General features: G+C 70.3%; 23 protein-coding genes, 2 tRNA genes and 1 other RNA gene. 14 read left to right on the forward strand and 12 right to left on the reverse strand.

Annotation, left to right across the window (positions count from 1 at the left end; translation table 11 throughout):
* Positions 1 to 8: 8 nt before the first annotated feature.
* A complete protein-coding gene (locus tag AB0M80_RS41085) occupies positions 9 to 1040 on the reverse strand; it encodes a hypothetical protein (RefSeq protein ID WP_364575760.1) in 1032 nt (343 codons plus the stop codon).
* A 230-nt stretch (positions 1041 to 1270) separates the two neighbouring features.
* Here AB0M80_RS41085 and AB0M80_RS41090 point away from each other — a divergent pair, with 230 nt between their 5' ends.
* Entirely contained in the window at positions 1271 to 1780 is a 510-nt protein-coding gene (locus tag AB0M80_RS41090) for a M48 family metallopeptidase (RefSeq protein WP_013223146.1), read from the forward strand.
* Positions 1781 to 2074: 294 nt separating this feature from the next.
* On the opposite strand, the gene AB0M80_RS41095 is transcribed toward AB0M80_RS41090, so the two are convergent.
* Positions 2075 to 3442 (reverse strand): zinc-dependent metalloprotease, encoded by a 1368-nt coding sequence (locus tag AB0M80_RS41095; protein ID WP_364575762.1) that lies wholly within the window; start codon positions 3440 to 3442, stop codon positions 2075 to 2077.
* A gap of 101 nt (positions 3443 to 3543) precedes the next feature.
* On the opposite strand from AB0M80_RS41095, the gene AB0M80_RS41100 reads away from it, so the two are divergent.
* Positions 3544 to 4650 (forward strand): PDZ domain-containing protein, encoded by a 1107-nt coding sequence (locus AB0M80_RS41100; RefSeq protein ID WP_364575764.1) that lies wholly within the window; start codon positions 3544 to 3546, stop codon positions 4648 to 4650.
* Here the strand turns inward: AB0M80_RS41100 and AB0M80_RS41105 are convergent.
* Entirely contained in the window at positions 4647 to 5198 is a 552-nt protein-coding gene (locus AB0M80_RS41105) for a PPA1309 family protein (RefSeq protein WP_364575766.1), read from the reverse strand. The two genes, AB0M80_RS41100 and AB0M80_RS41105, sit on opposite strands and share 4 nt — an antisense overlap.
* Positions 5199 to 5347: 149 nt before the next feature.
* Between AB0M80_RS41105 and AB0M80_RS41110 the strand changes: the two genes are divergently transcribed.
* Both AB0M80_RS41110 and AB0M80_RS41115 read left to right on the forward strand, forming a co-directional pair.
* Positions 5348 to 8350 carry a UPF0182 family protein gene (locus AB0M80_RS41110; protein WP_364575768.1) on the forward strand — a complete coding sequence of 1001 codons (3003 nt, stop codon included), beginning with the start codon at positions 5348 to 5350 and terminating at the stop codon, positions 8348 to 8350.
* A 67-nt stretch (positions 8351 to 8417) separates the two neighbouring features.
* A tRNA-Met gene (locus AB0M80_RS41115) sits at positions 8418 to 8491 on the forward strand.
* Positions 8492 to 8695: 204 nt separating this feature from the next.
* Here the strand turns inward: AB0M80_RS41115 and AB0M80_RS41120 are convergent.
* Positions 8696 to 10117, reverse strand: coding sequence for an FAD-dependent monooxygenase (locus tag AB0M80_RS41120; protein ID WP_364575770.1), 1422 nt, complete (start codon positions 10115 to 10117; stop codon positions 8696 to 8698).
* A gap of 94 nt (positions 10118 to 10211) precedes the next feature.
* On the opposite strand from AB0M80_RS41120, the gene AB0M80_RS41125 reads away from it, so the two are divergent.
* The 8 genes from AB0M80_RS41125 (at position 10212) to AB0M80_RS41160 (ending at position 16221) form a co-directional block, all read left to right on the forward strand.
* Positions 10212 to 10796, forward strand: a complete 585-nt coding sequence (locus AB0M80_RS41125; RefSeq protein WP_364575772.1) for a TetR/AcrR family transcriptional regulator C-terminal domain-containing protein — start codon at positions 10212 to 10214, stop codon at positions 10794 to 10796.
* Positions 10797 to 10875: 79 nt separating this feature from the next.
* Positions 10876 to 10949: transfer RNA gene (locus AB0M80_RS41130), tRNA-Met, on the forward strand.
* Positions 10950 to 11363: 414 nt separating this feature from the next.
* Positions 11364 to 11864: a helix-turn-helix transcriptional regulator gene (locus AB0M80_RS41135; protein WP_364575774.1), complete on the forward strand. Its 501-nt coding sequence runs from the start codon at positions 11364 to 11366 to the stop codon at positions 11862 to 11864.
* A 63-nt stretch (positions 11865 to 11927) separates the two neighbouring features.
* Positions 11928 to 13025 carry a peptide chain release factor 2 gene (prfB, locus tag AB0M80_RS41140; protein ID WP_364575776.1) on the forward strand — a complete coding sequence of 366 codons (1098 nt, stop codon included), beginning with the start codon at positions 11928 to 11930 and terminating at the stop codon, positions 13023 to 13025.
* A gap of 112 nt (positions 13026 to 13137) precedes the next feature.
* Positions 13138 to 13827 (forward strand): cell division ATP-binding protein FtsE, encoded by a 690-nt coding sequence (gene ftsE / locus AB0M80_RS41145; protein ID WP_364575778.1) that lies wholly within the window; start codon positions 13138 to 13140, stop codon positions 13825 to 13827.
* Between the two features lie 61 nt (positions 13828 to 13888).
* Positions 13889 to 14782 carry a permease-like cell division protein FtsX gene (ftsX, locus tag AB0M80_RS41150; protein WP_364575780.1) on the forward strand — a complete coding sequence of 298 codons (894 nt, stop codon included), beginning with the start codon at positions 13889 to 13891 and terminating at the stop codon, positions 14780 to 14782.
* Positions 14783 to 14842: 60 nt separating this feature from the next.
* Positions 14843 to 15325: an SsrA-binding protein SmpB gene (gene smpB, locus AB0M80_RS41155; protein ID WP_364575782.1), complete on the forward strand. Its 483-nt coding sequence runs from the start codon at positions 14843 to 14845 to the stop codon at positions 15323 to 15325.
* Positions 15322 to 16221 (forward strand): amidohydrolase family protein, encoded by a 900-nt coding sequence (locus AB0M80_RS41160; protein ID WP_364575784.1) that lies wholly within the window; start codon positions 15322 to 15324, stop codon positions 16219 to 16221. The genes smpB and AB0M80_RS41160 overlap by 4 nt, the downstream gene beginning before the upstream one ends.
* A gap of 12 nt (positions 16222 to 16233) precedes the next feature.
* On the opposite strand, the gene AB0M80_RS41165 is transcribed toward AB0M80_RS41160, so the two are convergent.
* The 5 genes from AB0M80_RS41165 to AB0M80_RS41185 all read right to left on the reverse strand — a co-directional run bounded on the left by AB0M80_RS41165 (position 16234) and on the right by AB0M80_RS41185 (position 20470).
* Complete coding sequence (locus tag AB0M80_RS41165; RefSeq protein WP_364575786.1) at positions 16234 to 17550, reverse strand: acyltransferase; 1317 nt, start codon at positions 17548 to 17550, stop codon at positions 16234 to 16236.
* A gap of 93 nt (positions 17551 to 17643) precedes the next feature.
* Entirely contained in the window at positions 17644 to 17868 is a 225-nt protein-coding gene (locus tag AB0M80_RS41170) for a hypothetical protein (protein ID WP_364575788.1), read from the reverse strand.
* Positions 17869 to 17987: 119 nt separating this feature from the next.
* Positions 17988 to 18629 (reverse strand): response regulator transcription factor, encoded by a 642-nt coding sequence (locus AB0M80_RS41175; RefSeq protein WP_014466646.1) that lies wholly within the window; start codon positions 18627 to 18629, stop codon positions 17988 to 17990.
* Positions 18630 to 18668: 39 nt separating this feature from the next.
* On the reverse strand, positions 18669 to 19799 hold the full coding sequence (locus AB0M80_RS41180) for a sensor histidine kinase (RefSeq protein WP_364575790.1): 1131 nt from the start codon (positions 19797 to 19799) through the stop codon (positions 18669 to 18671).
* Positions 19796 to 20470, reverse strand: a complete 675-nt coding sequence (locus AB0M80_RS41185; RefSeq protein WP_364575792.1) for a sensor domain-containing protein — start codon at positions 20468 to 20470, stop codon at positions 19796 to 19798. Before AB0M80_RS41185 ends, AB0M80_RS41180 begins: the two co-directional genes overlap by 4 nt.
* Before the next feature lie 161 nt (positions 20471 to 20631).
* Between AB0M80_RS41185 and ssrA the strand changes: the two genes are divergently transcribed.
* Positions 20632 to 20999, forward strand: a transfer-messenger RNA (tmRNA) gene (gene ssrA / locus AB0M80_RS41190).
* Between the two features lie 352 nt (positions 21000 to 21351).
* Positions 21352 to 21561: a hypothetical protein gene (locus AB0M80_RS41195; protein ID WP_364575794.1), complete on the forward strand. Its 210-nt coding sequence runs from the start codon at positions 21352 to 21354 to the stop codon at positions 21559 to 21561.
* 6 nt (positions 21562 to 21567) lie between these two features.
* Here AB0M80_RS41195 and AB0M80_RS41200 read toward each other — a convergent pair whose 3' ends face one another.
* The 3 genes from AB0M80_RS41200 to AB0M80_RS41210 all read right to left on the reverse strand — a co-directional run bounded on the left by AB0M80_RS41200 (position 21568) and on the right by AB0M80_RS41210 (position 25043).
* Positions 21568 to 22812, reverse strand: coding sequence for a GGDEF domain-containing protein (locus tag AB0M80_RS41200; protein ID WP_364575796.1), 1245 nt, complete (start codon positions 22810 to 22812; stop codon positions 21568 to 21570).
* Between the two features lie 133 nt (positions 22813 to 22945).
* Complete coding sequence (locus AB0M80_RS41205) at positions 22946 to 24163, reverse strand: MFS transporter (protein ID WP_364575798.1); 1218 nt, start codon at positions 24161 to 24163, stop codon at positions 22946 to 22948.
* A gap of 97 nt (positions 24164 to 24260) precedes the next feature.
* Positions 24261 to 25043, reverse strand: coding sequence for an IclR family transcriptional regulator (locus AB0M80_RS41210; protein WP_364575800.1), 783 nt, complete (start codon positions 25041 to 25043; stop codon positions 24261 to 24263).
* Positions 25044 to 25087 lie beyond the last annotated feature (44 nt).

Consider the following 25087-nt stretch of genomic DNA (forward strand, 5'->3'; position numbering starts at 1 on the left):
CTCCTGGATCACCTCCGCGCGCCGCAGCCGCACCGCGGGTGCGGCGGCCAGCCGCGGTGGCGGATGCGGCCGTCGAAGGCGTCGATCTCGAGAGTCGCGTTCCACGGCGGTGGGGCCGGCCCGGCGGGCGAGAGCAGCCGCATGGCCTGGGCGACGGCCAGCGACGCGCAGGCCTGGACCGCGCCGAGATCGGGTCGCTGGTGCCGGCCGGCGAGCTGCCCGGCGACGCGCGGCCAGCACGGGTCGAGGTCCGTGCGGTGCAGGTCGGCGCAGCGCAGGCACGAGCTGCGGCCCGGCACCACCAGCGGCCCGACGATGCCCGTGCCGTCGCGGACGCGCACCGCCATGTGCGGGACGCCGTCCTCCACCAGCTCGGCGACCAGCTCGGGAGCAGGCACGACGGCGTCGGTGAGCAGGGCCAGGTCCGGGTACCGGTCGTGCAGGCGGGTGACGCGGACGTCGGGATCGACCCGGCGGAGCAGGTCGGCGAGCGCCTGCCGCCGGGACCGGCCCAGGTCAGCGACGGTGAAGCCCGAGCCGAGGTCGTGTTCGGTCACCGCGCCGGACACCTGCAGCTCGACGTGCCCGATGCCGGCGTTGGCCAGCAGCACGGCGGCCGCCACCGCCACCCGGCCGTTGCCGTACACCGAGATGGCGGCGGCGCGCCGCCGATCGGCCATGGCCGCTTGGTGGTGCCGGGCCCGCAGCGACCAGAGCCCGGGCTCGCCGCGGAAGCCGGGACCGCCGGGGCGGCCGGCGTCGGTGACCAGGCCGAGCGCGGTCAGCTGCCGCAGCAGCGTGCGCAGTTGGCCGCGGTGTTCGCTCTCGGCGAGCAGGAGACCCTCGACGGGCTTGGTGCCGTCGAGGGCGCGCACCTTCGCGGCGAGGTCCGGGGAGAGGTTTTCGACGATCACCCCGTGGCGCGGGTCGAGGCCGATCTGGATCTCGCGCGGGCCGCGTTCCAGCACGGTGAGGCCCGGGAGCAGGGCGGGGTGGGCCGGCAGCAGGACCGGTGGCATGTCCGCGGTGTCGAGGATCATGTCCGCAGGATCGCACCCGGCGGCGACGAAGAAGCCCGTGAACGAGCCGGAACGGCCGAGTTATCCACAAGTGGATCCGACTGTGGACAACTCGGGTCTGTGACCTCGAGGCGCTCGGAGTTGTCGGTGCCTGGCCTTACCGTTGTCGGGTGGTCGAAGCACGCATGCCCTTACTGAGAGGCCGAGGGGAACCGAACCCCTCGTCGGACACACCCGGACACAAGGTCGAAGTGCGGCGCAGCCAGCGTCGGCACCGAACGGTCACCGCGTATTGGAACGACGACACGCTGGTCGTGCTCATCCCCGCGCGGATGACCAGGGCGGAGGAGAAACACTGGGTCGCCGAGATGGAGCGCAAACTGCAGCGCTCGGAACCACGTCGGCCGGCGTCCCCGAAGACGTCGGACGAAGCCCTGCTGGCGCGCTGCGCGCTGCTGTCGGGCAAGTACCTGGGCGGCACCGCGGTGCCGGCGAGCGTCCGCTGGGTGCCGCCGATGCGCACCCGGTGGGCGTCCTGCACACCGGTCGACGCGACCATCCGGGTCAGCGAACGGCTGCGCAAGGTTCCCCCGTGGGTGCTGGACTACGTCCTGGTGCACGAGCTGGCGCACCTGCGGGAGCCCGGGCACGACGCGGCGTTCTGGGCGCTGGTGCAGCGGTACCCCAAGACGGAACGGGCCATCGGGTACCTCGAGGGCCTGTCGGCCGCTGCCGGGTGGGGAATCTCCACCGAGGACTGAGCGGGTGATGGTGGCCGGGGTGATCCGTGGTTGCGGGTCACCCCGGCTTCGTCCGGGTGCCGTGGGTGAGGGCCGGTCGGCGGGTTTGCGGGTGGCTCGACGGTCGGGCGCCTGTGCCTGGAGGATCGGCTCGCGTGCTTGGAGGGTCGACACGCGTGCCTGGAGGGTCGGCTCGTGTGTCTGGAGGGGCGGCTCGCGTGCCTGGAGGGTCGACACGGGGGTGGGTGCGTGAGCGGGGGCGGGTAGGGAAACGGGCGCCTCGCTCGTGCGAGACGCCCGGTTCCAGGGTGCTGCTCAGCTCTTGGCGTCGCCGCCCTCTTCCGACGGCGGCTCCTCCTTCTCGCGCTCTTCGCGCTCCGAACGTTCCGTGCGCTCCAGCTCGGCCATCGGGTCGAGGTCGTCGATCGAGCCGGCTTCGCCCACTCGGTCGGCGAAGTCGATCGGCTCGTCCAGGTCCTCGGCCGTCGGCATCAGGTCCGGGTGGGACCAGAGGCCGTCGCGCTTCTCCAGGCCGTGGCGGTCGCCCACCAGCTTCCACAGCGCCGAGGCCGCCCGCATCCTGCGGGGGCGCAGCTCCAGGCCGACCAGCGTCGCGAACGTCTGTTCCGCCGGGCCGCCCGTTGCGCGGCGGCGGCGCAGCGTCTCGCGCAGCGCGTCCGCTCCCGGGAGGCGGTCGCCGACCGCTTCGGCCACCACCACGTCGACCCAGCCCTCGACCAAGGCCAGCAACGTCTCCAGGCGGTTCAGCGCCGCCTTCTGCTCTTCCGTCGTCTGGGGCTCCAGAAGCCCCGACGACATCGCCTCTTCGATGCTCGCCGGGTTCGCCGGGTCGATTTGGCCGGCCAGCGACTCGAGCGCCGAGGTGTCCACCGAAATGCCGTGCGCGAACTCCTCGACCGTCGCCAGCAGCCGCTGCGGCAGCCACGGCACGTGCGTGAAGAGGCGCTGGTGCGCGGCCTCGCGCGCGGCCAGGAACACGAGGATCTCGCTGTTCGGCAGCTCCAGGCCCTCGGCGAACTTCTCGATGTTCGCCGGCAGCAGCGCCGACGTGCCGGCCGGGGCCAGCGGCAGGCCGATCTCCGTCGAGGTCAGCATCTCCGACGCGAGCTGGGCCAGCGCGTTGCCGAGCTGGGAGCCGAAGGCCATCCCGCCCATCTGCCCCATCATCTGCAGCAGCGGGCCCGCGGCCTGCTTGGCTTCCTCCGGCAGCGCCTCCATCCAGGCGCCCGAGACCTGCCGGGCCACCGGGTCGCACAGCCGCTGCCACGTCGGGAGCGTCTTCTCCACCCAGGAGCGCGGCGACCAGGCGACCGCCGACGTCGCGCCGGCCGGGAACACCGTCCCGGCGTCGAGCCACAGCTCGGCCAGGTGGGCGGCGTCGCGCACCGCGGCGTTCGCGTCGTCGCCGCCGCTGAAGCCGAGCTTGCTCTCGCCGGTGTTGCCGGCGCTGCCCAGGGTCTGCAGGGCGATCTGCTTGGCGAGGTCGTAGTTCACCGGCCCGCTGGAGCTGCCCGCCTGGCTGAGCATCTGGCCCAGCTGGCTCAGCATCTGCCCGAGCTGGTTGAAGGCCTCGGCGCCGGACTGCTGCCCGCCTTCCGAGGGGTCGTTCTCACCTCGTTTGTCGGGATCGGAAGGTCCGAAGCCGAACGGGGGTTTGCTCATGTGTCCACCGTACGCGGGTCGGCGGTCGTCGAGCGCGTCAACCGGACCCATGTGCGTGGCCTTCACCGGGAAGCGAACACGGTCACCGTACGCTGTCGGTCGTGACCAAGTCTTCCGAGGAGACCGCCCCCGCGAAGAGCGCTCCGGAACCGGCGGCGGAGCCGGCCGGCGAGGCCCGGCGGATGACCCGCCGCGGCTGGACACTGGTGGTCAGCGGCTCGCTGTTCCTGATCTTCGTGGTGCTCGGCTCGGTCGTGCCGGTGCCGTTCGTGGCGATCAGTCCCGGCCCGACCTACGACACGCTCGGTCGCGACGCGGCGGGCAACCCGGTCATCCAGGTCACCGGTCACGAAACCCATCCGACCACCGGTGAACTGCGGATGACGACCGTCTCGCTGCACGACGGCGTCACCCTGTTCCAGGGCCTCGGCTTCTGGGCGAGCGGCCGGTACGCGCTCGCGCCGCGCGAGGAGTACTTCAAGCCGGGCGAGACGAGCGAGCAGGTCAAGCAGGAGAACATCCAGCAGCTGCAGGACTCGCAGACGAACGCCCAGGTCGCCGCCCTGCGCAAGCTGGGCTACCCGATCAAGGTGCTCGCGAAGCAGATCGTCTCCGGCAGCCCGGCCGACCACGTGCTCTCCCCGGGCGACCGGCTGATCACCGTGAACGGCAAGAAGGTCGTCGAGGCCGCCGACGTGCGGGCCGCGCTCGCCGGCACCCTGCCCGGCCAGACCGTCCAGATCACCTTCCAGTCGGACGGCCAGCCCGAGCGGACCGTGCCGCTCACCCTCGCCGCGCGCCCCGATCGCAAGGAGGGCTTCATCGGCCTCACCGCGGTCGACCGCGCCGACGCGCCGTTCACGGTCAACATCTCGCTGCAGGACGTCGGCGGCCCGTCGGCCGGGCTGATGTTCACCCTCGCCATCATCGACCGCCTGCAGTCCGGCGACCTCGCGGGCGGCCGGCACATCGCCGGCACCGGCGAGATCACCGAGACCGGCGAGGTCGACCCGATCGGGGGGATCTCGTTCAAGGTCGTCGGCGCCCGTGAAGCAGGCGCTACCGACTTCCTGGTGCCCGAGCACAACTGCGCCGAGGCCAAGTCCAACGCGCCCGCCGGGCTCAACCTCATCAAGGTGTCCACACTGGACGACGCGCTCGCCCAGCTGAACAACCTGAAGGCGGGACGGCCGACGGCCTCCTGCTAAGGCTGCAGCGTGGCCTTCAACGCCTCGACCAGATTCGGGGCCAGGTCGGGGCTTTCCACGATCTCGTCCATCGCTTCGTCCGTGCCCTCGGCCGTGCCGATCCCGCGCAGCCGCATCACGCAGGCGCCTTCCCCCTCGCGCAGGACGGCCGCCACCAGGCGGGCCTCCGTCCGCTGCGGGTGGTCGGCGGCCGCGCGGCGCAGGCTGTCCGCGTCCGCCTCGGCGACGTCCGGCAGCTCCGACTCCGAGCCGGGCGGCAGCACGATGATCTCCTGGGCCAGCGCGCACCCGATGACCAGGTCCGGCCACGCGATCCGGCCCAGCGCCTCGGCCAGGTCGCCCTCGGGCAATGCCTCCTGGGCCACCGGCGTCAGCGGGTTCGCCCGGTCCAGCTGCCCGGCCAGCTCCGGCTGCTCGTCCAGCAGCGCCGCCGTCGGCACCAGCGCGAACAGCTGCGGCGGCTGGTCCCAGCCACCCGCGGCCATGAACTCCTCGATCTCACGGGCGAGCGCGGCCACGCCGGCCTGTCGCGCTTCGTTCGCTGCCATGCGCACATCGTGTCAGGCCGGCCGGCGCGTGGTCGCCGCGAGTCCGCTTTGGGCGGGTCCCGGGAACTTCCCGGGGCATCCGTAGAGTTAGGGAATCAGGGGGCGCACGCGCCCCTGCTCAAGTGTTGACGAAGACAGGAGCGTGTGCCGTGGCGACTCGGCCCCCGGTGAGCCTGCCGAAGCTGTCCCGGCGGAGCCGGATCCTCCTCATCATCGCCGCGGTGATCGTGCTGGCGCTGTTGCTCGGAGCCCGCCTCCTCGACACGTACGTCGACTGGCTGTGGTTCGGCGAAGTCGGCGCACGGCCGGTGTTCACCACCCAGGTGCTGACCCGGATCGTGTTGTTCTTCGCCGTCGGGTTGCTCGTCGGCGGGGCGCTGGCGATCAGCCTGATGATCGCCTACCGCAGCCGCCCGGTGTTCGTGCCGATCTCCGGCGCCGACGACCCGCTGGCGCGCTACCGCTCCGCGATCGTCGCCCGCATCCGCCTCTTCGGCGTCGGCATCCCGGTGCTCACCGGCCTCATCGCCGGCCTGTCCGCCCAGGCGGACTGGCAGGTCGTGCAGCTGTTCCTCAACGGCACCTCGTTCGGCCAGACCGACCCCGAGTTCGGCAACGACGTCGGCTTCTACGCCTTCGACCTCCCGTTCTACAACTGGCTGCTCGGCTGGCTGTTCATCACCGTCGTCATCTCCTTCTTCGGCGCGCTGATCTCCCACTACGTCTTCGGCGGCATCCGGCTGGCCGGCAAGGGCGGCCAGCTCGCCGGCCCGGCCCGCGCGCAGCTCGCCATCACCGTCGGGCTCTTCGTGCTGCTGAAGGCGGTCGAGTACTTCTTCGACCGGTACAATCTGCTGCTGTCCGATCGCGGTGCCCCGCTGTTCATCGGCGCCACCTACACCGACCTGAACGCGGTCCTGCCGGCCAAGCTGATCCTGCTGTGCATCTCGGCGATCTGCGCGGTCGCGTTCTTCGCCGGCGCCTTCCTGCGCAACCTGCAGCTGCCGGCGATCTCCCTGGTGCTGCTGATCCTGTCCGGCATCCTGGTCGGCGTCGCCTGGCCCGCCATCCTCGACCAGTTCTCGGTGAAGCCGAACGCCAACGAGAAGGAAGCGGCGTCCATCCAGCGCAACATGGACGCGACCCGCCGCGCCTACGGCCTCACCGACGTCCAGTACCAGCCCTACACCGGCAGCTCCGCCGCCACCCCGGACCAGCTCAAGGCCGACACCGGAACCATGTCCAACATCCGGCTGCTCGACCCGAACATCCTTTCCGACACCTTCACCCAGCGCGTCGGCCGCGAGAACTTCTACGGCTTCCCGGCCAAGCTGGACATCGACCGCTACACCGTCGGCGGCGTGACGCAGGACTACATCGTCGCCGCCAAGGAGATCAAGACCGAGGGCCTGACCGGCAACCAGACCAGCTGGATCAACAAACACCTCGTCTACACCCACGGCAACGGCTTCGTCGTCGCGCCCGCCAACACCATCGACCGCGCGGTCAAGGACGCCAACTCCGACGGCGGCTACCCGATCGCCACCACCAGCGACACGCAGAACCCGGCGGGCGCCGGCGCGCCCGCAGTCGGTCAGACCGGCATCGAGGTCAAGGAACCCCGCATCTACTACGGCGAGCTGTCCGCCGCGGAATCCGACTACGCCATCGTCGGCGGCACCTCCGGCAACGCGCCCGGCGAGTACGACACCACCACCGACCGCTACACCTACAAGGGCACCGGCGGTGTCGCCATCGACAACTGGTTCAACCGCCTCGCCTTCGCCGCCGAGTACGGCGAACGGAACATCCTGTTCTCCGACGCCATCGGCGACAACTCGAAGATCATGTACAACCGCGACCCGCGCGACCGCGTCAGCAAGATCGCCCCGTGGCTGACCCTCGACGGCGACCCGTACCCGGCGGTCGTCGACGGCAAGATCCAGTGGATCGTCGACGGCTACACCACGCTCAACAACTTCCCGTACGCCCAGCAGACCCAGCTCGGCGCGGCCACCAACGACTCGCTCAACGGCGTCGCCCGCCAGGCCAACAGTTCCATCAACTACATCCGCAACTCGGTCAAGGCCACCGTCGACGCCTTCAACGGCAACGTCACGCTGTACTCGATCGACGACGAGGAACCGGTCCTCAACGCCTGGGAGAAGGTCTTCCCCGGACTCGTGAAGCCCAGCTCCGAGATCTCCCCGGACCTGCGCGCCCACTTCCGCTACCCCGAAGACCTCTTCAAGATCCAGCGCGAGCTGCTGTCCCGCTACCACGTCAGCAACCCGCAGGAGTTCTACTCCCAGCAGGCCTTCTGGAGCGTCCCGCAGGACCCGACCGCCGAAGGCGGCTCCAACCCGGCCGCGGCCGGCGCCGCCAACCAGCCCGGCTACTACGTCCTCGCCGACGCCCCGGGCCAGAACAAGCCGACGTTCCAGCTGACCAGTTCCCTCACCGGTCTCCAACGGCAGTACCTGGCGTCCTGGATGTCGGTCTCCTCCGACGCGAACGACTACGGGAAGATCCGCGTCCTCCAGCTACCCAGCGCGGCCACCGGAGCCAGCCAGGTCGACGGTCCCGTCCAAGTCCAGAACCGCTTCCAGAGCGACCCCCGCGTCGCCCAGGACCGCACCCTCTTCAACAACCCCAACGTCACCCCCATCTACGGCAACCTGATCACCCTCCCGGTCGCCGAAGGCTTCCTCTACGTCGAGCCCGTCTACATCCGGCAGCGCAACCAGACCAGCTACCCGCAGCTGGCCCGCGTCCTCGTCTCCTACGGACCCAAGGTCGGCTACGGCGCCACCCTCCAGGAAGCCCTCGACCAGATCTTCGGCCCCGGCACCGGCGAAGCCACCACCACGCCACCCCAAGCCGGACAGCCGACGACACCCACGACGACACCCACCACCACCCCGACCACGACACCCCCCAACACGAGCGGCGGCAACGCCGCCCTCGACCGGGCCGTCATCGACATCCAATCGGCCATCGCCAAGCTCAAGGCAGCCCAGCAATCCGGCAACTTCGCCGACCAAGGCGCCGCGCTCGCCGCCCTCGACGCCGCGGCCAAGGCCTACGAAGCAGCCAAGACCGCGGCACCCGGAACGAGCACCCCGCCGCCCAGCAGCCAGCCGGGAAGGTGACCTCGCTTACCCAAGGGGCACCTGCTTTGCACCCGCCGGAAAGGCAGGCGTAAGGTAGGTGTCACGACGCGGGGTGGAGCAGCTCGGTAGCTCGCTGGGCTCATAACCCAGAGGTCGCAGGTTCAAATCCTGTCCCCGCTACAGAGGTTGGGAGGGGTGTGCTCGCCAAAATCGGCGGGCCGCCCCTCCTTCGCATTGCCCTGGGGGTCGGACCCCCAGACCCCCGCCAGGGGGGCTTCGCCGCCCCTGGACCCCCCGGTGTGTGGATCCGTCGGGTGGGGAGTCGTGGTGTTCCGTCGGGTGGGGAGTCGTGGTGTTCCGTCGGGTGGGGGGTCGGCGCCTTTTTCAGGTGAGCCAGGGTTCTGTTGCTCCTGTTGTGTTGGCTATGTAGCCGTCTGGGCGGACTAGGACCCTTGTCAGGTCGGGCCAGGGGAGCGTGGGGGTCTCCGCTACGACTACCTCTGTGTGTGGGGTTGGGGTTGGGGTTTTTGTCAGTAGGACGAACTTTCCTTTGTGGAATAGGGTGCTTGCGTGGCCGTTGTTCAGGGGGAAGTCCGGTAGGCGGGATCCTTCGGCCGGGTGGTGGGCTTTCGCTGGGGTGTAGCGGATGTCGAGGCCTGAGACCATTCCTGATAGGTGGTGCTGGACTTCGGGGAGCGTTGCCAGGTCGTGGAACAAGCTTCGGAGGGCCAGCTGGTTCGCGTTCAGGGGGATCAGGGCGTTCTGGGCCGCTATGTTGTTCAGGACTCGGTTTGCCACGGGGCGGCGCTCTGCTTCGTACGTGTCCAAGAGCGTTGCCGGCGCTCGGTTGCGTAACTCGGCCGCCAGCTTCCAGCCCAGGTTCATGGCGTCCTGGATGCCCAGGTTCAGGCCCTGGCCCCCTGCCGGGAAGTGGATGTGGGCCGCGTCTCCGGCCAAGAGGACTCGACCCACCTTGTAGTTCGCCGCCAGGCGGCTGTCGTCCGAAAAACGGGATGCCCAGCGGATCTCCGCGATCTCCGCTTCGGGGCCGAAGCGTTCGTGGACCGCTGCGCGGACTTCTTCGTCGGTCACCTCTGCTCGGAGGTTTTCGGGGCGGTTCAGGCGGTCGCCGAAGCTGATGCGGTACAGGTTCGGTTCGTTCAACGGGATCACGCCGACGAACTTGCCCGGACTCCGCGACGTCACCATGTTGCCCATCGAGCGCCACTCCGTCGGCGCTCCCGGGGGCGTCGCCTTGAACAGCACGTCCGCCGACACGCCGTGGCCCTCGCCCTCGATCCCCTCGAACGGCATGTTCAGTGCCTTGCGCACCGCGCTCCGGCCGCCGTCGCAGCCGACCAGGTATGCCGCACGGACACGCACGTCGCCTGCCGCCACCGTGACGCCGTCGGCGTCCTGGGAGAAGCTGGTGAGCTCGTGGCCGCGACGCACGTGCACGCCCTGCTCCGCCAGCCGCTCCTCCAGCGCCGCCTCGACCTCCGCCTGCGGGATGCCCAGCTGGTACGGGTGCCGGGTGTCCCAGCCGGTGTAGCCCACCGGGATCACCGCGAAGTGTCCGTCCGCGACAGTCGCGAACGAGCGGTGCTCGGCGCGACCCAGCAAGCCCCGCAGATCCAGGACTTCCGCAGTCCGCGGCTGCAGGTTCAGCGCCTTCGACAACCCCGTTCGCTCGTGCATCCGCTCGAGCACCAGAACGTCCACTCCGGCCAGTGCCAGCTCGTTCGCCAGCATCAACCCGGTCGGCCCCGCCCCGGCGACGACCACCTCCGCGGTCAGCTCGTCCATCCCCAGCTCCTTAACAACGTTAAATTGACCTGGACCGAGGATGCCCTTAACATCGTTAAGGTGTCAAGCCGGCACCGCGAGGAGACTGCAGAACATGGCCCTGACCAGGCAAGACATCGCGCGATCCGGGCTCAAGCTGCTCAACGAAGTCGGGCTCAACGGGCTCACGCTCCGGCTGATCGCCGCCGACTTGGGGGTCAAGGCGCCCGCGCTCTACTGGCACATGAAGAACAAACAGGAACTGCTCGACGAGATGGCGACGCAGATGTACCGCGACTCCGTGGCGGACCGGCGGCCGCCGGCGTCCCTGGGGGAGTGGGAGGCCGCCGCGCACAGCGCCCGCGCGCTGCGCCGGATGATGCTCTCCTATCGCGACGGCGGGAAGGTCTTCGCCGGCACCTACCTCGGCGATGCGAGCCTGGTCGGCGAGCATCCGCTACGCCGGAGCATCGAGGCCGGGCTGGACGAGGCCCGGGCGAGCCGGGCGACCTTCACCGTCTACTGCTTCGTCATCGGCTACGTGATCGAGGAGCAGGCCGTCCGGCCCATGCCGGGCGAGTTCGACGAGCGTTATCGCGAATCGGCCGGCGAAGCGGTATTGGGAGACGCCGACGCACGGTTCGAGGACGGCCTGTCGATGGTCCTCAGTGGAGCCCGTCAGTGGCTTGCAACCGAGTAAGCCCAGGTCAACGGACTTTGGGGACCCCGGTGCAACCGCCTCGAGGGCGCCATGTAATCTTCTTCAAGTAAGACAACGGCGCGGGGTGGAGCAGCTCGGTAGCTCGCTGGGCTCATAACCCAGAGGTCGCAGGTTCAAATCCTGTCCCCGCTACAAAGGTAAGAGGCGTGTGCGAACGGAAAACGTTCGCCACGCCTCTTTCTCATTGTAATGGGGGTCGAACCCCCAAACCTCCGCCAAAGCGGCTCGGCTCGCTGGGATCCCCCGTCGCGGTCGCCCTTTGCTACGAATCTCGTGATACGTGTCGCGGGTTGCTGTGGTTGCGGTGTGTGTTCGGGGTGCGGCATGCCGGGGAAAGCCGTCTGGCGAACTCACCTGGCTGGAGGTGCCGGGGCGGCTTGGGTGCGTCTGGTTGGACCAAAGCCCGTCCGGAACGGTTGCAGAGCGTATCCGGGTCCACAGTGGACCCGGTCGCATTGGGCCGAACGAGGGGATCTCACTAGCCACAATGGACAGAACCGCTGACCACTGTGGACACAGCGGCCGATAAGTGGGAATCTAGGTGGCGTGTCCGAATTGAATGCAACAGCCGCCGCCCTGCTCGGTCTGCTCCACGACGGTCCCGCCACCGGCGGGCAGCTCGTCGCGGGAGCGGGTGAGCGATTCGGCGCCTTCTTCAGCGTCACCCGCAGCCAGGTGTACCGGGAGCTCCCGGCGCTGTCCAAAGAAGGTCTCGTCCGGCTCGGCAAGCAGGGCCCGCGCTCCAGCCAGCAGTACCTGATCACCGCCGCCGGCAAGAAGGCCTTCAAGGCCTGGCTGACGTCCGAGGCCGGCCCCGACCACCTGCGCAGCCCGCTCATCCTGCGGCTCGTGCACGCGGGGTCGCTGACCGCGAAGCAGCGCCAGGCGCTGCTCGAGTCGGCCCGGTCGAGCTACAGCCAGCAGCTCGACGACGCCAAGGCGGCCACCAAGGCGGCCGAGGGGCCCTACGAAAAGGCCGTCGCCGAGTTCGCCCAGGCTCAGGCCAAGGCCGCGCTGAAGCTGCTCGACGCCATCCCCGCGGCCTGAGGTTCGCGCGCCCACGACCGGTCCCCGCAACCGGTCGTGGGTTTTGCCGTAACCTTGACAAACGTGAGTGATGAGTTCGACGCGGCACTGAGGGACCTGACCGGCAAACTGACGCAAATCGAGTCGGTGATGGACCTGGACGCGCTGCGTGCCCAGGTGGCCGACCTGGAACAGCAGGCTTCGAGCCCCAACCTCTGGGACGACCCGGAGGCGGCGCAGAAGGTGACCAGCCAGCTGTCCCACCGGCAGACCGAGCTGCGCCGGATCAGCGAGTTGCGCCAGCGGCTCGACGACCTCGGCGTGCTGTACGAGCTCGCCGAAGCGGAGGGTGACTCCGCCAGCATGGCCGAGGCCGAGGCCGAGCTCACCCACCTCGGCAAGGACATCGACGGCCTCGAGGTCCGCACGCTGCTGTCGGGCGAGTACGACGACCGCAACGCCGTCGTCACCATCCGGTCCGAGGCCGGCGGCGTCGACGCCGCGGACTTCGCCGAGATGCTGCTCCGCATGTACCTGCGCTGGGCGGAGCGCCACGGCTACCCGACCGACGTCTACGACATCTCCTACGCCGAAGAGGCGGGCATCAAGTCGGCGACGTTCAAGGTGACCGCCCCCTACGTCTACGGCACCCTCTCGGTCGAGCAGGGCACCCACCGGCTCGTCCGGATCTCGCCGTTCGACAACCAGAGCCGCCGCCAGACGTCGTTCGCGCACGTCGAGGTGCTGCCCGAGGTCGAAGAGGTCGACCACGTCGACATCCCGGAGAAGGACATCCGGGTCGACGTCTACCGCTCGTCGGGCCCCGGTGGCCAGAGCGTCAACACGACCGACTCCGCGGTCCGCATCACGCACATCCCGACGAACATCGTCGTCTCCTGCCAGAACGAGAAGTCGCAGCTGCAGAACAAGGCGGCCGCGATGAAGGTCCTCCAGGCCCGGCTGATGCTGCGGAAGAAGGAAGAGGAGCGCGCCGAGATGGACGCGCTCAAGGACGGCGGCTCCAGCTGGGGCAACCAGATGCGCTCCTACGTGCTGCACCCGTACCAGATGGTCAAGGACCTGCGGACCGAGTTCGAGGTCGGCAACCCGTCGGCGGTGCTCGACGGCGACATCGACGGCTTCCTCGACGCCGGCATCCGCTGGCGGAAGCAGACCGCCTGATCGGCGCAAGGGGTAGGCGCACGACCGCTCACCGTGCGCAAACGCCCCTTGCTCCACTCGGGTGGACCGGGCAACCGGGGCTTCACGAGACCGGTGGGTAGTATGCCGAATCGTGATCCGGCTCGAAGAGGTTTCCAAGGTCTACAAGACCTCGACGCGGCCCGCGCTCGAGCGGGTGTCCGTCGACATCGCCAAGGGTGAGTTCGTCTTCCTCATCGGTCCCTCGGGCTCGGGGAAGTCGACCTTCCTCCGGCTCCTGCTGCGCGAAGAAGTGCCGAGCAAGGGCCGGGTGGTGGTGTCCAACTTCGACGTCGCCAAGCTGGCCCGCCGCCGGGTCCCCCGCCTGCGGCAGACCATCGGCTGCGTCTTCCAGGACTTCCGCCTGCTGGCCAACAAGACCGTCGCGGAGAACGTCGCGTTCGCCCTCGAGGTCATCGGCAAGCCGGGCCCGACCATCAAGAAGGTCGTCCCCGAGGTGCTGGAGCTCGTCGGCCTCGACGGCAAGGCGGACCGGCTCCCCAACGAGCTTTCCGGTGGTGAGCAGCAGCGCGTCGCGATCGCGCGCGCGTTCGTGAACCGCCCGCTGGTGCTGCTCGCCGACGAACCGACGGGGAACCTGGACCCCGACACCAGCCAGGACATCATGCTGCTGCTGGAGCGGATCAACCGCACCGGCACGACCGTCCTGATGGCGACCCACGATCACTCCATCGTGGACTCCATGCGGCGCCGAGTCGTCGAGCTCCAGCTCGGCCGGGTGATCCGCGACGACGCCCGCGGCGTCTACGGCATCGGTCGCTGACCCCCCGCACCCGCGACCACCCCGCCCGCAACGACCCCGACCCCAAGGACCTGCACCCGCCATGCGCGCCAGTTTCGTCTTCAGTGAGGTAGTCACCGGCCTGCGCCGGAACGTCACGATGACCATCGCGATGATGCTGACCACGGCCGTGTCGCTCGCCATGCTCGGCGGCGGCCTCCTCGCCGTGCGGACGATCGACAAGATGAAGGCCAACTTCCTCGCCGACGTCGAGGTTTCGGTCTACCTCACCGACGACATCAGCGGGGGCGACAAGAACTGCACCCAGTCGCTGTGCCAGTCGCTGCGGACCTCGCTGCAGAGCAACAACGGTGTCGAGTCGGTCGTGTTCGAGAACCGCGACCAGGCCTTCGACCGGTTCAAGAAGATCTTCGAGAGCCAGCCGGAGCTGGTCGCGCTCACCGGTCCCGAGTCGCTGCCCGCGTCGCTGCACGTGAAGCTGAAGGACCCGGACCGCAGCGACGCGATCGTGCAGGAGTACGCCGGCAAGCCGGGCGTGCGGAAGGTCGACGACCAGAAGAAGTTCCTCGACCGCGTCTTCAACGCCTTCAACGGCGTCCGCAACATGGCCTTCGGCGCGGCGCTCATCATGGCCGTCGCCGCGCTGCTGCTGATCGCCAACACGATCCAGGTGTCCGCCTTCACCCGCCGCACCGAGGTCGGCATCATGCGGCTGGTCGGCGCGACGCGGTGGTACACGCAGCTGCCGTTCCTCCTGGAGGCGGTGGTCGCCGGCGCGGTCGGTGCGGTCCTCGGGATCATCATGCTGGCCCTCACCAAGGCGAGCTTCCTCGACTCGGTGTTCACCGGCGACGTCTTCCCGAAGATCACCATGCTGGAACTGCTGTTCCCGGTCGCGCCGATCCTGCTCGGGGTGTCCGTGGTGATCTCCGCCATCACCGGTTACGTCACGCTGCGGCTGTACGTCCGGCACTAGCTTGCCGTGCCGGTCCAAAACTGGCTGCTTGTCCCACCCGGAATCACGTAGAGTGGTCGTATGCCCAAGGAACGTGGCCAGAAGGTGATCGTGTCGAACCGCAAGGCGCGGCACGATTACTCCATCCTCGACACCTACGAGTGCGGTCTCGTGCTCGTCGGCACCGAGGTGAAGAGCCTGCGCGAGGGCAAGGCATCACTGGCGGACGCGTTCGCGACCGTCGACGACGGCGAGGTCTGGCTGCGCAACGTGCACATCCCGGAGTACACGCAGGGCACGTGGACCAACCACACGCCGCGGCGGACCCGGAAGCTGCTGCTGCACCGGCGGGAGATCGACAAGCTCATCGGCAAGATCAAGGAGAGCGGGCTCTCGCTGGTGCCGCTGTCGATGTACTTCAAGGACGGCAAGGTCAAGGTCGAGATCGCGCTGGCCCAGGGCAAGAAGGCCTACGACAAGCGGCAGACGCTCGCCAAGCGCGACGCGGAGCGCGACATCAGGAAGGCCATGGGCCGTGCGCTGAAGGGCCGGTTCACGGAGTGACGCACGGCCCGGCCGACGACAGTGATGTTGCGCGCTGGACGGCGTCGCTGGGCCTGCCGGGCCTGGTCGACCTGCACGTCCACTTCCTGCCGAAGCCGGTGATGGACAAGGTTTGGGCGTACTTCGACCAGGCCGCCACGCACTACGGCACCGAATGGCCGGTGCACTACCGGACGTCCGAAGAGGACCGGCTGGCCACCCTGCGCTCGCTGGGCGTGCGGAAGTTCGCGCCGCTGGTGTACCCGCACAAGCCTGGGATGGCGCGGTGGCTGACGGACTGGGCGCTGGAGTTCGCTTCGCGCGTCCCGGACGCGGTGCCGACCGGCACGTTCTACCCGGAGCCCGGCGCCGGGTCCGCTGTGGACGATGCGCTGCGCGCCGGCGCCCGGGTGTTCAAGGCGCACGTGCAGGTGGGCGCGTACGACCCGCGTGACGACCTGCTGAAGCCGGTCTGGGGCGCGCTGGCCGACGCCGGCGTCCCCGTCGTCGTCCACTGTGGACACGGTCCGTTGCGGGGCGACTTCACCGGGTTGCCGGTGTTCGAGGAGGTCCTGGCGCGGCACCCGAACCTGACTGCGGTGCTCGCGCACGCGGCGATGCCCGAGTTCGGCACCGCGTTCGACCTGATGGCGAAGTACCCGCGGGTGCACCTGGACACCACGATGGTCGGCGTGCCGTTCGCCGAGGCGATGGCGCCGCTGCCGCCGGACTGGACGGCGCGGCTGGCGGAGTTCGCCGGCCGCGTCGTGCTCGGCACCGACTTCCCGAACATCCCGTACTCGTACGCGACGCAGCTGCAGGCGATCGCCGGCTGGGCGGCAGCCGACGACCGCCTGGGGGAGCCGTTCCTGCGGGCGGTCCTGCACGACACCCCGCTGCGGCTGCTCACCGCCTGACGCCGCGCCGGATCAGCGGATGCCCTGGGCGCGTTCGGTGACCGCCACCGCGCGGCCCAGCAGGTCGGTCACCGGGATCTGCCGGCCCGCCAGGAGGAACCCGGCCGTCGCCAGGACCACCCACGGCACCGGGCCGCGGGCGATGCCGTCCGACAGCGGGGCGAACCCGTGCGCGGCCAGGCCGAGCAGGCCACCCGAGACCATCAGCCCGGCCGCGACCAGCTGCGGCACCTTCGCCGTGACCACCGTGGTGTCGCGCTGCATTTCGAAGTGGGCGAACAGCCGCAGCAGCCCGAACAGCACCATCCCGCACGCCGCGAACCACGCGGGCGCCATGACCAGCCAGAACACCGTCCCCGGCGCCGGCGTCTCGTAACCGAGGCCGTACACCGTCACCCCGGCCACCACGACCAGCGCCGGCATGTGCCAGAGGTAGACGGTCATGAACCGCGCGCCGAGCCAGCCGAGGGCGTGGCCGACGCCGGGGCGCGCCGCGAGCGCGTTGAGCTGCGGGCGGAAGGCGAGCAGCAGGCCGATCTGGCCGACGGCGAGGAAGGCGAGCAGCACGGTCGGCGGGCTCATGTTCGACACCGGCGCACCCGGCATGCCGATCATGCTGGCCGGGTACGGGCCGAACGCGACCATCAGCGCCGTGACGCCGAAGCCGGCCGCCGACAGCGCCAGCGCGCCACGGCGGGTCAGCGAACCGAGGCGGCCTTCGACGTAGTGGAAGCCCAGCTGGTGCACCGCGACCCAGACGAACACGGCGTTGGCGTACCCGACGAAGCCGACGTCGTTGAACCGGGCGACGTCGACGAGCACCCCCGCCACCGCCATGACCAGCGGCACCTTCAGACCCCAGCGCCGGTGCGCGGCGGCCATGAGTGGCGTGACCAGCACGACGAGCACGTACACCGCGAGGAACCACAGCAGCTGCGCGGCGATCGCACTGGCGACCTGCAACGGCTGGGGCGGCACGCCGAGGCCGCGCAGGAAGTCCGGCATGACCAGCCAGACCGCCATCAGCGGCAGCACCGGCACCATCAGGCGCTTGATGCGCCCGGCGAGCCACTGCTGCGTCGACCGGGCGCGGCGGAAGGAGATCAGGTTGGCCGCGCCGCCGGCGAAGAAGACGAGCGGCATGACCTGGCTGAGCCAGGTGACGACCCACCAGCCGGGCGTCGCCAGCGCGTTGCCGGTCGCGAGGTGCCCGCCGGAGTAGGACAGCACCGGCATGGTCCAGTGCTGGGCGATGACGGCGAGGATGGCCCCCGCCCGGACGACGTCGAGGAACCGGTCCCGGCCCGGGGTCACCTGGCTTGTCTGCATGCGTTCAGCCTGGCCGCTGCGAGCTGGGAAAACAGCGGTGCTGACCGGCCTGTCCGGGCTCCGGTTCACCCCCGGTGGATGCGGGGGTTTTCCCTACCTCAGGCCGTCCGGCTCGGGTTCGTGCTGAGCGGCGGCGAGGCGGTACTCCCAGCCGTGCTCGGTGAGGCCGAGCTCGTAGCGGGTCTCGATCTTCGGGCCGCCGTGCAGGTGGATGTGCCGGATGACGGTGCCGGGCACCGGTTCGGCGTCCCCGAGCTCCTGGACGCGGCCGTCGAGCGGTCCGCCGAAGAAGCGGACGCAGCGGGTCTCGTCGGCCATCTGCGCGCTCCTCTCGACGGCGTCCGCTCATGGTAGGTGAGCAGTCCCGGGGGTGCCGCCCGCGGAACGGGTGACCCTATGTCCACCCTACGGGAGTTTCGGTCACCGACCGTCGCCGATCAGCGACCGAGATAGGTGAGGACGGCCCGCACCCGGCGGTGTTCTTCCGCGCTCGCCTCCAGGCCGAGCTTCGAGAAGATGTTGCCGATGTGCTTCTCGACCGCGCCGTGCGAAACCACCAGCGAGTTCGCGATCGCCGTGTTCGACAGGCCCTGCGCCATCAGGCCCAGGACCTCGGACTCGCGGGCGGTCAGTGCGTCCAGCGGGTTGCGGCGGCCGCGGGCCATCAGCTGGGCGATCACGTCCGGGTCGATCGCCGTGCCGCCGCCCGCCACGCGGCGGACCGCGTCCAGGAAGTCCGCGACGTCCGCCACGCGCTCCTTCAGCAGGTAGCCGACCCCGCCGGCGCCGCCGGAGAGCAGCTCCACGGCGTAGGACTCCTCGACGTACTGCGACAGCACCAGCACCGGCAGCCCCGGGATCTCCTTGCGGGCCGCCAGCGCCGCGCGCAGTCCCTCGTCGGTGAACGTCGGTGGCATCCGGACGTCGACGATCGCCAGATCAGGGCGGTGTTCCTTGAGCGCGCCGAGCAGGTCGTCCCCGTTGTCGACGGCCGCGACCGTCTCGATGCCCTCGTCAGCGAGCAGGCGGGTCACCCCGGCCCGCAGCAGCACGGCGTCCTCGGCGATGACTACCCGCATCCGGCCCCCAGGTTCGTGGATGAACGGGGTCCAGCCTATTCACCACTGGCAGGGGAGGTCAGCCCGGATGACGGTCGGCCCGCCCACCGGGCTGACCACGGTGATCACGCCGTCGATCGTCGCGGCGCGGTCGGCCAAGCCGGCCAGCCCGCCGCCGGGGCGCACCTCCGCGCCGCCGTGGCCGTTGTCGGTGATCTCGACGACGACGTGGTCATCGGTCCGCCACACCTTCACGCCCGCTTCGGTCGCTCCGGAGTGCTTCGCGATGTTCGTCAGCGTCTCGCCGACGATGAAGTACGCCGTCGTCTCCACCGCCGCGGGCGGCCGCGGGTCGACGGCCACCGTGACGTCCACCGGGATCGGCGACTTCGCCGCCTGCGCCGACAGCGCCGCGTCCAGCCCCCGGTCGCCGAGCACGGCCGGGTAGATGCCACGCGCCAGGTCACGCAGCTCCGACACGGCGAGCTTCGCGTCCGAGTGCGCCTCGTCGATCAGCTCCCGCACCAGCTGCGGATCCTGGTCGAACTTCGCCTTCGCGCGCCCCAGGCTCATCGCGACGGCCACCAGCCGCTGCTGCGCGCCGTCGTGCAGATCACGCTCGATGCGACGGCGTTCGGCCTCCGCCGCGTCGACCCCACGGGCCCGCGACGCCTGCAACCGCTCCGCCTTCTGCTCCAGCCGCTTCGTGCGATCCGTCCCCAGCAGCGCCAGCGCCAGCTCGCCGTGCAGCCAGCCCAGCCACGGCGTCACCCAGATCGCCATCGGCAGCAGCACGACCGACGCCAGCGCGATCGCGAACTCCGCGCACGCCAGCGGGAACGCCGCCATCAGGTAGGCCAGGTCCCGCCACGTCGTCGGGTCGCTCAGCCGGGTGACCCACCGCCGCACCAGCGCCAGCCCCTCGACCGGGCGGCGCTCCACCGGCGGCAGCGGCACCTGCAGCATCTTGCCCGCCCAGGCCCGCTCGCGGTCCCCCGACCAGCGGACGAAGCCCGTCGTCGCCAGCAGGATCGGGAACCCGACCCAGATCACCGCCGTCGACACCCCCACCGCGATCCCGACCACGATCAACACGAACTGCAGGAGCCGGAAGACGAAGCTCACGATCATGTACACGATCGTGCGAGCCGGGTGCGGCCGCAGGTGCTCCGGTTGTTGCGCGTCGCTCATCCCGCCACCAGGTTCTTCTCTTCCGCGTTTTCCCACCAGCGCTCCATCCGGCGGCGCTGCGCCACCGTCGGACCCAGCAGCGCATACGCCAGCCGGGCGTGCGCCCCCGCCAGCGCCCTGGTCAGGGCCACGGACAACGCGACGAACAACACCCCCAGCGCCGCCCACGGTAGCGCCTCCACCGTCGAGTCCACGGTCAGCCACGGCACCTCCCAAGCCGGGAAGTGGTACTCCCCGCCCGGCAGCCACCGGAAGTAGACCGGCAGCCCCACGAGCGCCAAACTCGTCGCCCAGAACGTCGTCACCAGCACGAACTCGACCAGCCCCACCGGAAAGAGGAGAGCGAAGTAAGCCAGGTCCCGCCAGGTCGACGGGTCCTTCACCCGGCCCTTCCACCGCGCGGCCTGCTTCCCGGCCGGCAGTGGCAAGTACGGAAGGTCGATGTGGCGGTCCAGCAGCGCGTAGACCCGCGCCCGCTCCAGCCGCGCGGCCCCCCGCACGGCCAGCACCACCAGCGCGAGCAGACCCACCCCCACCCACACCACCGCGGTCCCCACCCCCGCCGAGACGAACGACGTCAGCAACGCGAACGCCACCACCCCCAGCGGCAGGTTCATCAGCAAGAACACCACCGAACCGACGAACGGCGGATCCCGCCTCTCGCTCACCATGACCGCGCTCCCTTCGTCCCACGACGCCGTACCAGCATCGCGTTCCCCCAGCGCAGGCGACATGGTGCGAGCGGGCATCCCCGCGGTAGGGCTGACCCCACCCCACCCGGACCAAAGGAGTGGCGCGGGGCGTTATGATGAACAGGTTGTGATCCCGACAAGGGGGTGAACGGTTTCGACTTTGGACGTTGAGTCAGGGGAAGCGTGCCGGTGCAGGCGAGAGACCACCGTAAGCGTCATCGCAAACCAATAAGCGCCGACTCCAGTCAGCGCGAGTTCGCCCTCGCCGCCTGAGCGAGTGCGACTCTGTCGGCCCGGGTTCGCCTCCGACCCGGGTACCGGCATCAGTCAGGAGGCTCAGCGGCTGTCCCGGCCACGGGGAACAGTCGTGAAGCAAACAGTGGCTGGGCTCGTCACCTCAGCTTGTTCGCGTGATTGAGGGAGCCAAGCAGAGACGTAGCGGACTGCGCACGGAGAAGCCCTGTCGAGACGCCAGAGGACCCGGGTTCAATTCCCGGCACCTCCACTTCGAGAAGGCCCACGCCCCTTCGGGGCTGGGCCTTCTCTTTGTTCTCGGGTGTTTTTTGGGGGTCGGACCCCCAAGCCCCCGCCAAGGGGGCTTCGCCCCCCTGGACCCCCCGTGTGGGTCACCTCCCAGCCCGATCCGGGCTTCGTGCTGTCAGGCCGGCGAAGTCGTTTGTGTTCCGGCCGGGCTCTTGGGCGGTGCCGGGGGCGGGGGCGGGGTCGGGGTGTATTGGGGGGCTTTTGGTGGGCGGGTGGGGGGCTTGTGTGGGGGGCACTTGTGGGTGAAGTTGGTGTTAATGGCATGCTTGGGGTCCGACCATGGCTCCGCACCCGTGGGGTCGGAAGTAGGTGGCCAGATGACCTGGGCCCGACGTAGTGGCAGCTCGATCGCCAATGACGAAGACAGCCGGATGGGCGTTATCCGGGCTGAAGAGGCGGTGCGGCTGGGCGAACAGAACGATCGCGCCGTCATCACCGTTGCCGGCCACTCCTCCGATGTTCGGGACTGCACCGAACTGCTCGCGATGCTCGGCCTCGACGCCGGGCGGCGGCAGCGGACCGCCTGACCCCCGTCACACCAGGTCGGCGACGTGGACCACCTTGTTCCGGCCCGTCGCCTTCGCGTGGTAGAGCGCGGTGTCCGCCGCGTCCAGCAGGCGCTGTAGCGAGGTACCCGCCGTCGGGTAGACCGCTATGCCGATCGAGACCGACAGGCCCGTGATCGACAACTGGCCCGCCGGCACCTGCAGCGCGCTGATCGCCCGGCGGATCCGCTCCGCCACCGCGCCGATGTCCGGCTGCGCGATACCCGGCAGCAGCACGACGAACTCTTCACCGCCGAACCGGCCCACCGCATCGCCGCGGCCCCGGACCGCCGAGATGATCGACTGGGCCACCGCCCGCAACACCGCGTCACCCGCCAGATGACCGTACGTGTCGTTCACTTGCTTGAAGTGGTCCAGATCCAGCATCAGCAAGCCGAACGTGCCCCGCTGGCGGGCGGCGGCGGCCAGCGTCCGCTCCGCGAGCGCGTGCCAGCCGCTCGTGTTGTACAAGCCGGTCTTCTCGTCGCGGTGGGCCGCCACCTCCAGCTGCTTCACCAGCACCGTCCGGTGCAGCAGCAACAGCGGTGGCACCACCAGGACCACCAGCCCCGGCAAGGTCGCCAGGGCCAGTGCGTTCAGGGCACCCAGACAGAGCGTCGCCACCTCGAGGCCGTTGTCCGACCACGTGCCGAACAGCGCCTCCGGCGTCCGGCCGACTTCCCGGCGCGCCGGCAGCACCAGGAGAGCGTTCACCGCGAAGAACGCCACCCCCGCGGCCGCGATCGCGAACGTGCCGAGCCAGCTGTGCGCCATCGCCGCGCGGACGTCGCCCAAGCCGGCCAGGCGCAGCACCGACTGGGCCGCGTAGCACGAGAGCACGATGATCGCCGCGTTGCTGACCGTGCGGGACGCCGGTACCCGCTGCAGGCGGTACCAGCTGCGGACCGCCAAGTGGGCGTACAGGCCCCCGACCAGCACCGCCAGCAGCAGCGGGGGCAGCAGCAGGATCCCGGCGAACGTCCAGACCGACGTCATGTTGATGTGCGGGGTCCCCGACACCCGGCGGCGGATCCGCTCCACGCGCCGGCCCGTCTCGGACTGCGCCACCCCGAGGACCAGCAGCACCGCGAGGATCGACAGCGTGCGGCGGTCCACCGCGATCGGGGACGGCCGCAGCGTCAGCACCACCGCCACCACCTCGCTCACCAGGCAATACACGATCACCCGCGGCCCCTGGCGCCACAGCGCCCAACGCCGCGGTGCCACGAGCACGTCACGAAAACGTGGCACAGAGCGCGAAATCCCGCCGCCGGTCCGCATACTCATGGTGTCCGGCCGGTGACAGAGCCGGTTCGGCTCGAAGTGGTGAAGGGAGGCGCACCATGTGCGGACGCGACAACTGAGGTCATCGTTCCTCCAGCCTGACCCGGCGCCACGCCCTCGCGATCGGCACGGCCACCGCGGCACCCGTCGCCCCGGCCACGGCGATGGTGTGGGCCGGGCCCAGTACTTCGGCCAGCCCGCCCGCCGCGGCCGCGCCGACCCCTTGCACGGTGATCAGCCCCGCCGAATTCACCCCGGCGCACTGGGCGCGGTGCTCGTCGGGCACCCGCCGCATGAACGACACTGTGCCCTGGATGTTGTACCCGGTGGCCAGTAGCCCGGACGCCGCCAGCAGCACCACCGACACCACCAGCCCCGGCCGGAACACGAACAGCACCAGCGGCAGCCCCGCCGCGATCCCGAGCAGCCCGAGCACCCGCACCTGGACGTGCTCCGGGACCGCCTTGCCGAACACGAACCCGCCGAGCACGCTGCCCGCCGGATCCGCCGCCATGAGCAGCCCCACCAGCGTCGCGCCCGCGCCGATCCCGGCCGCGTACGGTGCGGCCAGTGCCTCCGGCACGACGTAGAACCCGGCCAGCCAGTTGAGCGCCACCAGCGTCCGCAGGGCCGGGTCGCGCCAGATCAGCCGGATGCCCGCGCCGGTCGTGGAAAGCCAGGCGGCCCGGACGGCCTGGGCGATCGCCGCGCGCCGCCGCACGCCGGTGACCAGGAACAACGCCGAGAGCAGGAACGTCGCCGCGTCCAGCGCCAGTGCCGCGGACGGCGTGAGCGCGGCGATCAGCGCCCCACCCCCGGCGAACCCGGCCAGCTGCGCGCCCTGGATCGTCACGTTCCGCAGGGCCATCCCGACCAGGTACCGCTCGCCGGCCAGGACCGTCGGCAGCAGCGCCTGCTGCGCCGCCTTGAACGGCCCGCCGAGCGCCGTCATCACCGCGACCAGCACGCACAGCACCCACAGCGGGACACCGGGGACGGCGATGACCGCGACCAGCGCGGCGCGGGCCAGGTCGGCCGCGACCATCACGTCCCGCCGCGGCCACCGGTCGCCCGCGCCGGCCAGCAGGATGCCGCCGAGCAAGGAAGGCACGTACGTCAGGGCGTAGGTCAGGCCGGTCAGCGTGGCGGAAGAGGTGCGCTGGTAGACGAGCACCGCGAGCGCGACCCTGGCGAGCTGGTCGCCGCAGACGGACAGCAGCTCGGCCAGCCACATCGCCCGGAACTCGGCGACAGCGAGCACCGCGCCGAAACCCGCTTTCGTCACGCGTGCGTCATCCATCGCCGGCGCCCCTCGAGACCGCTGTTCAGCCACGGTAATCACCGAGCGGAACGGAATCGAGCCGTTCGGTGACAGTTGCCCCGTTCGCACCAGCACGTCAGCCCGGGTGGCCGCCGATCCGGGTGGTCAGCTCGGCCGCCGTCGCCGCCACTTCCGCGGCGAGGTCCGGCCACGTCTCGGCGCACGGCTCGGCCGCGCAGTGGTGGCGAAGGGTGACGCTGATCGCGGCCAGCGGGCGGGCGCCGTGGTCGAAGACCGGGCAGGCCACCGACGCGAAGCCGGCCGTGACGTGGCCGTCCTCGACCGACCAGCCGAGCCGGCGTTCCGTGGTGAGGGTGCGGCGCAGTTCGGCCAGCGTGCGCGGGCCGCGGCCGGTGCGGAGCACGAACGCCGCCGCCGAGGGGAACAGCGCGCGGACGTGCGGGGCCGGCAGGTGCCGCAGGACCGCGCGGCCGGACGCGGTCAGCTGCGCCGGCAGCCGGACGCCGACCTCCGTCACCAGCGTCTCCGGCCGCGCCGGGCGTTCCTTGATCAGGTACAGCGACTCGTTGCCGTGCAGGACGCCGAGGTGGGCGGTGTGCCCGACGCGGTCGACCAGCTTGCGCAGCAACGGTCCGGCCAGGCGCTCCAGGGGGTCGTGGCGCAGGTAGGCCGAGCCCAGCTCGAACGCGGCGATGCCGAGGCCGTAGCGGCGTTCCGCGGGCAGGTGCACGACGAAACCGGCCGCCTCGAGCTCGTTGAGCAGGTGGTACGTGGTCGAGCGGGGGAGTTTCGCTTCCCGGGCGATCGCCGCCGCGGTGACCGGGCCGGGCCGCGTCGCCAGCAGGCGGAGCACCGCCAGCCCGCGCCGCAGCGCCGGCACCTCACTGCTGTCGCCCACGGCCCGAGCCTAACGTCTGGCATACCAGACAGAACCACCCGTTG

Source organism: Amycolatopsis sp. NPDC051045 (assembly GCF_040682955.1).
GTDB lineage: Bacteria > Actinomycetota > Actinomycetes > Mycobacteriales > Pseudonocardiaceae > Amycolatopsis.